We start from the raw sequence: 10,692 nt of genomic DNA, 5'->3' as shown, positions 1-10,692 counted from the left end.
CTTCCGCGCCCCCGGAATACGCCCCCATCGCCCCCTGCCCGGCTCCCGCTCCATCCCCCGTTCCCATTCCCGCTCCCGCTCCCGCGCCCGATCCCGTTCTCGCAGGACGTGCCCCGTCCGATCCCCCGAGCACCCCAGACGTCCCAGGCGCCCCCGAACCCCCGCGCCCCCCAGACAACACTCCCTCCGCCCCGAACATCCCGCTCCTCGCGGCGGCCGACTCTCCGTCCGGTTCCCCGCCCAGTTCGTCGCCCACTTCGTCGCCCGGTTCCCCGTCCAGTTCGTCGCCCGCCGGGGCGTCCCCCGGCGTGCGTTCCACCAGGCGCCCCCACGGCACACCGCAGGCGCGGGCCGCGGCGTCGGCCCATTCCTGCTCGGCGAGGTGGCCGACCGCGCCGGCGCCGACCGCTTCGGCGAGGCGGCCGACGAACGTCTCGCGGGCGTGGTCGGTGAGACCGACGGCGCCGGCCCCCACGTAGACCGGGCGCAGCCGGGCCGTGGCGCGGTCGATGTCGGCGGCGACGCGACGGTTGGCGGCGCCGCGTTCGGCGGCGATCTGGCCGATCGCGGCGCGGACGTCGGCGACGCCCTCGCCGGTCAGGGTGGAGGCGCGCAGCACGACGGCGCCGGCCTCTCCGTGTTCGCCGACCGCGAGGCCGTCCTCGTCGAGCAGGCGGCGCAGGTCGTCGAGGACCTGGTCGGCGGCCTCGTAGGAAAGCCGGTCGGCCTGGTTGAGGACGACGAGCGTGACGTCGGCGTGGCTGGCCAGCGGCCGCAGGTAGCGCTCGTGCAGCAGCGCGTCGGCGTACTTCTCCGGGTCGACCACCCACACGACGACGTCGACCAGCGCGAGCATGCGGTCGACCTGGCGGCGGTGTTCGCCGGTCGCGGAATCGTGATCGGGCAGGTCGAGGAGGATGAGACCCTCGAAACCGGCGTCCGACCCGCCCGGCCGGGTGTGGACGCCGTCCAGCAGGCTGCGCCGGGCGAACCGCGCGTGCGGCGCGATGCCGAGCCGGTCCAGCAGACCGACCGATCCGCGCGGATCCCAGGCGCACGCCACCGGCGCCTCGGTCGTCGGGCGCCGCACGCCCACCTCGGACAGTTCGAGGCCGGTCAACACGTTGAACAGCGACGACTTCCCGCTGCCGGTCGGCCCGGCCAGCGCGACGACGGTGTGGTCGAGGGAGAGCCTGCGGCGTTCGGCGATCCGGTCGAGCAGTTCGCCGGCCTCGGCCAGCGCGTCCGGCTCCACCCGGGTGCGGGACAGGCCGAGCAACTCGCCGAGCGCGTCGACCCGCCGCTGCAAGGGGTCACGTCGCGGTCCCGCCACGCCACCGCCCGGTCGCGCGTTCCGCTCGTCCCGGTACCCCTCCGCGTAACCGACGGTCCGATCATCCTCCCGCGCTCCCCACCCCGACACCCGTCCCGCCTCCCGCAGCCGCCCGGCCTCCCGGGGCCGCTCTCCGTCCCGGTCCCGGAAGCGCTCCCCGTCGCGGTCCCGAGGGCGCTCCCCGTCCCACGTCCGCGCGCCGCCCCGGGTGCGCTCCCCGTCCCGCGGTCGTTCCTCGTCCCGCGTCCGCTCCCTCTCCCGCGTGCGCCCGTCCTCCCTTATGGCCCGTTCACCGTCCCGCGTGCGCCCGTCCTCCCTTACGGCCCGCTCCCCGTCCCGAGGGCGCCCGCCCTGCCCCACCACGTCACCCGTTCCGGCCCGTCCCGCGTCCCGCCCGTTCACGCGCCCCGAAACGCGCCCCGGCGCACCGGCCGACGTTCCCACGCCCCCGGAACGCGCCCCCGTACCACCGGCGCGGCCGATCCCCGTACCACCGTCGGAAGCACGCCCCGTACCTCTTTCGGGGCCTGTTCCCGCCCCTCCGCCGAAGGACGTTCCCGCATCTCCGCCCAAGGAGCCCCCCGCGCCCCCACCGGAGAAGGAATCCCCTCCGCCCAAAGAACCCCCCGAGCCCCCACCGGAGAAGGGGTCCCCTCCGCCGAAGGAACCTCCCGCGCCCCCTTCGGGGGACGGTTGCGAACTGCCGCCGGCGAAGCCGGACCTGGTGGTCACCGTCGCTCACCTCACCTTCTGGAGTACCGAAAATGTCGAGATGAGGTCCGCCTGCTGTCCCGGCGCGACCTTCAGCGCGTCCAGCGGCGCCAGCCGCCGTTCGCGTTCGGCGAGCAGCAACCCGCTCACCGCCGCCTTGAGTTCGTCCAGGGCCCGGTCCTGCATGCGGACGGCGACCAGCGCGCCGAGGAGTTCGGCCAGCCGTTCGCCGGCCGGGGCGGCGCGCCGGCCGCCGAGCAGCGACACGCCCAGCAGGACCGCGACGTCCTCGGGGTCGACCGGCGCGCGTTCGCCGTCCCGGGCGAACCGCACCTCCTCGTAGGCGAGGTCGGCCAGCGCCGTGCGCCAGCGCGCGACCCGGGCGCCGATGCGGAACGCGGCCGCCGCGGTGTCGACCCGGTAGGGCGGCGCGACCGCGCCGGCGCGATCCCTGCGCCAGCATGCGCCCGCCTCGTCGTCGGCCGCCGCGACCGCGGTACGCACCAACGCCGCCAGGCCCTCCGCCAGCGCCTCCTGAACCGCCTCGGGCCCGCACCCGGGGTAGCCGCGCCACAGCGCGTACGCCTCGCCGGTCAGCGGTTCGCCGTCCGCGACCGCCGACCCGACCAGGTCGGCGGCGCCGGCGAACGCCTCCACCACGTGCCCGGACAGCCGCACCACCGCCGCGTGCTGCGCCGCCGACGCCCCGGCCAGCGCCGGGATGCGGCTGCGCAACGACTCCAGTACGCCGGTCGCCGTCCGGTGCGCCACGACATGCCGCGCCGCCGGGTCCTGCGCCACGTGCCGCAGCCACTCCCCCAGCTCCGCGACCGCGCTGCGCGGCAACAGCCCGCCGCCGCCCGCCGATTCCGGCAGCTCCGGCACGGTGAACCGCGGAACGTCCCCCAGCCCCGCCCGGTTCAGCATCAGCCCGTAGTCGTGCGCCACTTCGTCGGCGATCTGGTGCGGCACCCGGTCCAGTACGGTCCCCAGCGTCACGTCGAACTCCCGTGCCGACCGCAGCAGATTCCACGGCAGCGCGTCGCTGTACCGCGCGGCGGTGGTCACCAGCACCCACACGTCCGCCGCGCCGATCAGCCGCGCCGCCAGATCGCGGTTGGCCGCCACCAGCGAGTCGATGTCCGGCGCGTCCAGCAGCGCCAGTCCGCGCGGCAACGTGTCGGCGACCTCCAGCCGCAACGCGCCCGGCGAGCCGTCGTCCGCCCTGTCGAAGCCGTCCGGCCCGTCGAACTCACCGGTCCCGTCAAAGCCACCGGTCCCGCCGAAGTCGCCGGTCCCGGCTGAACTCCGCGCGGGATGAACGTCGTACGGTCCGACGATCCGTTCGATCCGGTCACCGCCATAGCCCGCATCGCGGTGAGCCCCCTCACCGTGGAGGGGATCGCGCCGGCTGACGTCCCGGCGGAGGGGATCGCGGTGGGGGGTGTCGTAGGGGGCGGTGTCGCGGTGAACGGTGTCGTAGGGGGCGGCGTCGTGGGAGCCGCCGGGCGGGCCGGGGTCGTAGCCGTCGGGGCGCAGGCGGGCGGTGAACCGGCTTGCGGCGCCGGGCTCGTCGCGCCGAAGGCCGGGCAGGACGTTGCGGGCCGCGAAGTAGGCGCGGTCCTGCGGATGGCAGACGAGGACCGGAGTACGCGTCGTCGGCCGCAGAACGCCCGCCTGCGTCACCCGCCGGCCGACCAGCGAGTTGACCAGTGTGGACTTCCCCGCCCCGGTGGACCCGCCGACGACGACGAGCAACGGCGCGTCCGGCGTGCGCAACCGCGGCAGGAGGTAGTCGTCCAGCTGCGCCAGCACCTCGTCCCGGCTTCTGCGGGCCCGCGACGCCCCCGGCAACTCCAGCGGAAACCGCGCTTCGTCGACCCGCTCCCGCAACACCGACAGCGCACCGATCAGCCCCGGCTGTACGTCAAGGATCGCCACATGCGAAGAATGCCCAATTTTGAGCGTTTTTTGAAGCATGACCGGGCCCGCCCGCCTCATTCGGCCCACCCCTGTCCGCACACCCCTCCCGTCGCACTGGCATCCTGGGGGACCGAGGCGGCAAAAGGGATGCATGGGGCCCGTCAAATAACGACTGCACAACACCCGGCGCCAGATAGGTCAAAAGCCGTGCAGGATTCACCCGCCCCTGCGATTATCAGAGCGCTTCACGGAACCTCCACAACGTGGCACGGAGGTGAAGCAACCGGTCTTACGTCCGAAGCGCTCTATCCTTGTCCCCGGCAAGGTCACGGACCCCCGGCCCCCGGCCGACCCCGACCCCCACCGCGGGCCCGGACACCGCCCTCGGCCGCAACCCGGCCCCCGTAGCTCAGTGGATAGAGCAGGCGCCTTCTAAGCGCTTGGCCGCAGGTTCGAGTCCTGCCGGGGGCACCACCTTCTCCTGCCCAGCAGGAGAATCGTTTTCGCAGGTCAGCAGGCACGTTCCGCCGCCCGGCGCAAGCCGGAACGGACGACCTGGCAGGGGCGGACCACTCCGGCAACCTCCGGCTCCGGCCGGGTGCTGCGGGGGACCACGGACACCACGCGGACGAGACCTCAGGGCACGACGAGGAAGACCACCGCCGACCCCGGACCACCCCGACGTGCACCGCACACAGGCCGACAACAGCACCGGCACGCCGTTCCCGGCCCACCCCGCCACCTGTGCCGGCAGAACGCCATCGTTCAACCCGGTGATCAGACAGACGCACCGCAGGCCGCACGTCCACTTTCCCACCGGCGCGTCGGCTTGGCGAGATGTGAAGACCACCCGCCGGGCCCTGCCTCACGCCCACGGGCTCCCCCCGCAGGCGCGGAGGTAGCCCCCGGCAACACAGGAGCGTGCACGGTCCGGCCGTGTGGTCTCCGCACCCGCGGGGCTGGTCCCGCGACATACACCGCGGTGACGTCCAAGGCCCGGTGATCCCCGTACCAGCGGGGGTGATCCCGAGTCGACGGCCACCGTACCCGCTGTTCGAGTTCGTACTCGATCTTGGTATTGAGTAGGTGAGGCGGACGACCCGCTCGATCGATTCGCAGAGTACGGCGGCAAAGCGGCGGTAGGGACTGCCGGCCTCGGACAGAAGGTCGGCGATGCCGCCGTCCCGGGGGATGGGGACGGCGAACCGCTCGTGTGCCCGGCTTCTGTCCCGGGCTGTGCGGGTGAGGCGAGGGTTGCCGCAAATCCCGGAACCGGGACGATCCGCCGCTGCGGCTGGGTGGGGCAGCAACGTGGGTGTACTCAGTCGAGCTTCGAAGGTTGAGTCGAGATCCCGCCGTTCGGCACCAAGCTCTCGTGGTCGAACCGAATGAAAACATCGTTGATGGCGAGTAAATTGGCAGGTCAGTTAGTGTCGGCCCCGCGCAAGCGGGGGTGTTCCCTCGATCATGGGCCCGATGGGCGGCCACGACCTGTCGGCCCCGCGCAAGCGGGGGTGTTCCGACGCACGGTTGGCCGCCGAGGGCTGCGAGACGGTCGGCCCCGCGCAAGCGGGGGTGTTCCGAGTCGAACTTCGGCCGGCTGATGGCCCAGGACGTCGGCCCCGCGCAAGCGGGGGTGTTCCGCGCCCGAACTTCGGCCAGCAGCCGCGCCAGATGTCGGCCCCGCGCAAGCGGGGGTGTTCCCGCCGACCGGGAGGAGTCCCCGGCCGGGTCGAGGTCGGCCCCGCGCAAGCGGGGGTGTTCCCCAGTACGCCAATCTCCACCCACTCCTCGGCCGGTCGGCCCCGCGCAAGCGGGGGTGTTCCCGCCGACCGGGAGGAGTCCCCGGCCGGGTCGAGGTCGGCCCCGCGCAAGCGGGGGTGTTCCCCCCACGCCGCCGCCCAGCAGGGTGCCGATGGAGTCGGCCCCGCGCAAGCGGGGGTGTTCCCTCGGTACCGGGGTCGACGCCCAGGTATTCGGCGTCGGCCCCGCGCAAGCGGGGGTGTTCCGCGCCGGGGGTGGTGTCGTCGGCCGGTCGGATGGTCGGCCCCGCGCAAGCGGGGGTGTTCCGCTGCTGTGGGTCGGCGTCATGCGGTTCATCAAGTCGGCCCCGCGCAAGCGGGGGTGTTCCCGATGACGGCGGTGTCCGCCTCTGTGTCATCGGGTCGGCCCCGCGCAAGCGGGGGTGTTCCGAGCACGTCGGCGACGTCCAGCGTCAGTGACGAGTCGGCCCCGCGCAAGCGGGGGTGTTCCCGCGACGTGGCCGTCGACTACCGGATGCAGGCCGTCGGCCCCGCGCAAGCGGGGGTGTTCCGCCCCGCCCGGAGATCCCGCGCGAGGCGGACCGGTCGGCCCCGCGCAAGCGGGGGTGTTCCGGTCGAGCACATCGGCTCCGACTTCGAGTCGGTGTCGGCCCCGCGCAAGCGGGGGTGTTCCCCGACCACCCCTACCAAAAAGCCTGGTCAGAACGTCGGCCCCGCGCAAGCGGGGGTGTTCCTCCTCGACCACCACCCCGGAGCGGGGCCCGGGTGTCGGCCCCGCGCAAGCGGGGGTGTTCCGGCATGTCCGACATCTGGCACGTGATCAAGTCTGTCGGCCCCGCGCAAGCGGGGGTGTTCCCAGCGCCCGGCCTGCCCGGCCTGCTCGACCTTCGTCGGCCCCGCGCAAGCGGGGGTGTTCCCCTCGGGCACGTCATCGGTATCCCGGCAGCACGGTCGGCCCCGCGCAAGCGGGGGTGTTCCCCAGGAGGCCAACCTGCCGGAAGGCGAGCGGCTGTCGGCCCGCGCAAGCGGGGGTGTTCCCCACCAGGGGTGGTTCCGGGGTGGTTCCGGGGGGTCGGCCCCGCGCAAGCGGGGGTGTTCCCGCGACCGATCCCGACGCATCGGCGTCGAACTCGTCGGCCCCGCGCAAGCGGGGGTGTTCCACGGGTCGGACTGGACGAGGCGGACGGTGATGCGTCGGCCCCGCGCAAGCGGGGGTATTCCCGGGGCGGCGAAGCGGGCGCTCAAGGGGGCGCGGGGTCGGCCCCGCGCAAGCGGGGGTGTTCCCCGACACCCTGGTCGTCAGCCTGGTCGTCACCGGTCGGCCCCGCGCAAGCGGGGGTGTTCCCCGGTCACGGACCGGCGTCTGTCCCTTGCCGATGTCGGCCCCGCGCAAGCGGGGGTGTTCCCCCACGTCCCTGAGACCGAGCGGGCGCATGCCCGTCGGCCCCGCGCAAGCGGGGGTGTTCCCCGATACCGCCGCATCGCCTACGGCACCTGGCAGTCGGCCCCGCGCAAGCGGGGGTGTTCCCCTCTGCCGCTGGTCAGGTTCCTGCGGCCGGGTGTCGGCCCCGCGCAAGCGGGGGTGTTCCCAGCATGGTCAGCAGGTCAGCGGGAGCCGCAGAGTCGGCCCCGCGCAAGCGGGGGTGTTCCTAGGTCTGGTGCTGCGCTTGCCGGCCGGGGTTGGTCGGCCCCGCGCAAGCGGGGGTGTTCCCCATTCACGATGGACAACCTGCCCTTCCCCGTCGTCGGCCCCGCGCAAGCGGGGGTGTTCCCGCCCATGGGGGTCTTCCTCTCGTCGGTGTGCGGTCGGCCCCGCGCAAGCGGGGGTGTTCCGCGGCGTACCAGCTGGTTGCCGCGCAGCGTCCAGTAGGCCCCGCGCGAGCGGAGGTGTTCCGGGCGCCGTGCTGCTGGCCGATCAAGTCGGCGAGTCGGCCCCGCGTGAGCGGGGATGGTCCTGGCCGTACCAAATGCGGTACGTACCGCAGACCATTGGCCCCGCGCGAGCGGGGATGGCAGCGGGTCACCGGAGGAATCAGACGGGCTTGCGGGCCACGGCCACGTAGCAGGAGACCTCCGCGTCCGTGGCGTCGGCGAACTCGTCGGAGGGAGCGGGGTGCCAGCGGGTCGGGACGGTGATGCCCGGGGCAAGCAGTTCCCAGCCGTCGAAGAAACGGGTGAACTCGGCGTGTGTGCGGGCTTGGCCACGGGTGCCGGCGGCTCGGTATGCCTCCGAGGCCCGGCGCACGGCTTCGGGGGCGAAATCGGGGGTGGAGTGGGTGATGGTCATGGTGCTGCCCGGGACGAGGCGTTCCTTGAAGGTCTCGACGATGGCGTGGGGGTGCAGGTCGTCGGGCAGGAAGTGCAGCACCGCGTTGAGACTGAGCGCGACCGGCGCGTCCAGGTCGATGGTGGCGTTGAGTTCCGTACCGGCCAGCAGCGCTTCCGGTTCGGTGAGGTCGGCCTGCGCGTAGGTGGTGCGCCCCAGCGGGGTGCTGTGCATCAGGGCGGCTGCGTGGGCCAGCACGATCGGGTCGTTGTCGGTGTAGACGATGCGGGCGGTCGGCCTCTGCCGCTGCGCGACCTCGTGCAGGTTGGGCGAGGTGGGGATGCCCGTCCCGATATCGAGGAACTGCGTCATCCCACCGGCCGCCAGGTGACGGGTGGAGCGTCGCATGAACTGGCGGTTGACCCGGGCGGCGATGCGGGCCGTCGGGAACGCCTCCATGGCACGGGCAGCGGCCTCACGGTCGGCGGGGAAGTTGGTGTTACCGCCGAGGAAGTAGTCGTACATCCGGGCGGAGTGCGCCTTGTCGATCTCCAGGTCCAAGATGCCCATACCCATGCTGACCTCGCTTGCCTCGTCCCGCTCCCGACCAGTGGCGCCGGGTGGGTCTGACGGTGGTAACCCAATCATGGTCTCCCTCGCTTCCGTCCGTCACTCCTGGAGTGCCCTACCGTCCTCGCCCATAATCCGGCCGTGCGACCGGGAACCCCGTCACATCGCATCCGGGAACGGTCGTACCAAGTGCGGCACATAGCTATACGTGCGGCTCCGAGAAAGAGTTACTGCGGGCTTGCAGATTCGTGCGGCTTATCCGGTTGGCTGATGAGTAGGCCGCGCTTCGGGGCGTCCTGCCGGACCGCCAGCACGCGCGGCGGCCGGCCGCATTGAAGGATGATCGCAGTGATGGATCTGCCGACCGCCGTACTGTGGGGTGCCACGGCGCGGATGCTGGCCAGGGACGGCCTCACCATGGGCCGGATCCTGCACGCTCGTCTGCGCACCACGGGCCGTCGGCTGCTCGGCTATGCCGTGCGCGCCGGGCTCGAGGAACTGCGGCGGCCCGGTCCGCGCACGACGCACTGGCCGGCAGGACGGTCTCAGCACGACGACGGCCCGCCACTCGCCGATGCGGACTCGCTGGGATGCTTCGGATTCGACGTGACCGGAGGCCGTTGATGGTCACCACCCGTTCCATGGGCCCCGATCCGCACCTGACGCTCACGCTCGACTCCGTCGTCCGCCGGAACGGCCATGCCTGGCTGCGCTACGCCCATCTGCACACCGGGAGCCGCGACGCCGCGATGAACGTGATGCGGGCCACCGCAACGGAACTCGGGCGCACCTGGCCCTCCGTCCTGCGGCAGCCCTCCGTCGCCGCTCACATCCGCAAGGTCTTCACGGCGCAGGTCGAGCGGTGGCTGGTCGAACACGATCGCGGGCCCCGCATGCCGGAGACGGCCGCGTTCCAGGCGGCGGTGCGCAAGATGATGTTGTGGGAGACGCAAGGCTGCTTCGCGCTACTGGAGAGCCGTCTGGGGCTGTACAGCGCCATCTCCGATCTACCGGAACAGCAGTACGACGTCATCGTGCTGCGCTTCGTCCTGCAGGAGTCGATCGAGGACATCGCCGAGTACCTCGGGATCACGACCAACACCGTGTCGACCAACATCCGCGCCGCGAAGGAAAACCTGACCAGAAGGCTGTCCGGCGTTCTGCACACGGAAGAGAGGGTGAAATGACCGACTTGCCGACCATAGACGAATTGCTGGAGGACGCCGCGGTCCTCCAGGACGAGTACAGCGACGCCGACGTCGAGGAGCTCTGCGCGCTCGCGCTGCGCGAGCTGGAGATGCCGCGGGTGCTGCCAGGCCCCGGTCGGGCCGAAGGTCCTCGGGACCCGGCTGAGGGCCAACCGGACATCCTGGTCCAGCCGACCTTGTTCGCCACAGACGAGGAGCAGGCCGGACACGACCTCGACCTGATGGCCAGCCTGTTCGTCAGTGTTCCGCAGGTCACCATTCTGCTGGAAGAACTGCTCTACCAGCGACTGGCGCCGGAGGGCGCGCTGGTATTCGCCTGCATGCTCCATCTGATAGGACATGATGACCATGCCAGGTTTTGGTGGCGATTCGCGGCCGGGGCCGGCGTCTACGGAGGGGCGTTCTGCCTTTTCCTCCACCATCGCGCCCGCTCTGAACACCGCGACGCGCGGCACTGGCGAATACAGGCGAAGCAGATCGCCGCCCTCCCCGGTCCCAGAACCACCCACACGTTCGAGCTGCCGGGCCTGCTGACGGCGAACATCGGCCGGACGCTCCTGCGCGAGTGCAAACAGCAGGACGGCAACCCGCAACTCCCGCAGGACGTCGTCCGCGCGCTGCACCGCCTCGTCGAGGAAACGACGCCGGGACCCGATCCGGTGACGGACCGCACCGCGGCCGAGAACCAGCGGCGCGTTCGCGACCGGGCCATCGACGCCCTGCGCACCCTGGCCGACGCGATCACCGACCGCAGGTCACGCCTGCCGCATCCGTCCACCGGGCATCCGGACGGCGCCACGTCGGCCACGCCGTCGCTGCGCCCTGCGGGCCACACCGCCCGGGAGAGTCCGATGCCCGCGTGACACCGCGACACCGGGGCCGTCCCGCAAGTCGTCACCGGACTCGCGTCGCCGTGCG

The 10,692-nt window shown here is 72.5% G+C and carries 6 protein-coding genes, 1 tRNA gene and 1 CRISPR repeat array; of the genes, 4 read left to right on the top strand and 3 right to left on the bottom strand.

From position 1 onward, the window contains the following. Both POF43_RS19760 and POF43_RS19755 read right to left on the bottom strand, forming a co-directional pair. Window positions 1-1,309 (bottom strand): GTPase (locus POF43_RS19760; RefSeq protein WP_282704678.1); only part of this gene is annotated, 1,309 nt, incomplete at its 3' end. Window positions 1,310-2,071: 762 nt separating this feature from the next. After that, on the bottom strand, window positions 2,072-3,985 hold the full coding sequence (locus POF43_RS19755; RefSeq protein WP_282704677.1) for a dynamin family protein: 1,914 nt from the start codon (window positions 3,983-3,985) through the stop codon (window positions 2,072-2,074). 380 nt (window positions 3,986-4,365) lie between these two features. On the opposite strand from POF43_RS19755, the gene POF43_RS19750 reads away from it, so the two are divergent. Then, window positions 4,366-4,441, top strand: a tRNA-Arg gene (locus POF43_RS19750). A 958-nt stretch (window positions 4,442-5,399) separates the two neighbouring features. After that, a CRISPR array of direct repeats spans window positions 5,400-7,685; the repeat unit is 28 nt; unit sequence GTCGGCCCCGCGCAAGCGGGGGTGTTCC. Window positions 7,686-7,762: 77 nt separating this feature from the next. Here the strand turns inward: POF43_RS19750 and POF43_RS19745 are convergent. Further along, entirely contained in the window at window positions 7,763-8,566 is an 804-nt protein-coding gene (locus POF43_RS19745; RefSeq protein ID WP_271322675.1) for an SAM-dependent methyltransferase, read from the bottom strand. A 351-nt stretch (window positions 8,567-8,917) separates the two neighbouring features. On the opposite strand from POF43_RS19745, the gene POF43_RS19740 reads away from it, so the two are divergent. Genes POF43_RS19740 through POF43_RS19730 form a run of 3 tightly spaced genes read left to right on the top strand, consistent with a single transcriptional unit; the run spans window position 8,918 to window position 10,637 of the window. Continuing rightward, window positions 8,918-9,190, top strand: a complete 273-nt coding sequence (locus POF43_RS19740; protein ID WP_271322674.1) for a hypothetical protein — start codon at window positions 8,918-8,920, stop codon at window positions 9,188-9,190. Further along, on the top strand, window positions 9,190-9,753 hold the full coding sequence (locus POF43_RS19735; protein WP_271322673.1) for an RNA polymerase sigma factor: 564 nt from the start codon (window positions 9,190-9,192) through the stop codon (window positions 9,751-9,753). Before POF43_RS19740 ends, POF43_RS19735 begins: the two co-directional genes overlap by 1 nt. Further along, on the top strand, window positions 9,750-10,637 hold the full coding sequence (locus POF43_RS19730) for a hypothetical protein (RefSeq protein ID WP_271322672.1): 888 nt from the start codon (window positions 9,750-9,752) through the stop codon (window positions 10,635-10,637). Before POF43_RS19735 ends, POF43_RS19730 begins: the two co-directional genes overlap by 4 nt. The last annotated feature ends 55 nt before the right edge of the window (window positions 10,638-10,692 follow it).

Source organism: Streptantibioticus silvisoli (assembly GCF_027947535.2).
In the GTDB taxonomy this organism is placed as follows: domain Bacteria; phylum Actinomycetota; class Actinomycetes; order Streptomycetales; family Streptomycetaceae; genus Streptantibioticus_C; species Streptantibioticus_C silvisoli.
This window is presented reverse-complemented; position numbering and strand designations above follow the sequence as displayed.

Coding starts and splice junctions, on each gene's coding strand:
- POF43_RS19745 (WP_271322675.1), bottom strand. CDS start 8,566: ATGGGCATCTTGGACCTGGAGATCGACAAGGCGCACTCCGCCCGGATG.
- POF43_RS19740 (WP_271322674.1), top strand. CDS start 8,918: ATGGATCTGCCGACCGCCGTACTGTGGGGTGCCACGGCGCGGATGCTG.
- POF43_RS19735 (WP_271322673.1), top strand. CDS start 9,190: ATGGTCACCACCCGTTCCATGGGCCCCGATCCGCACCTGACGCTCACG.
- POF43_RS19730 (WP_271322672.1), top strand. CDS start 9,750: ATGACCGACTTGCCGACCATAGACGAATTGCTGGAGGACGCCGCGGTC.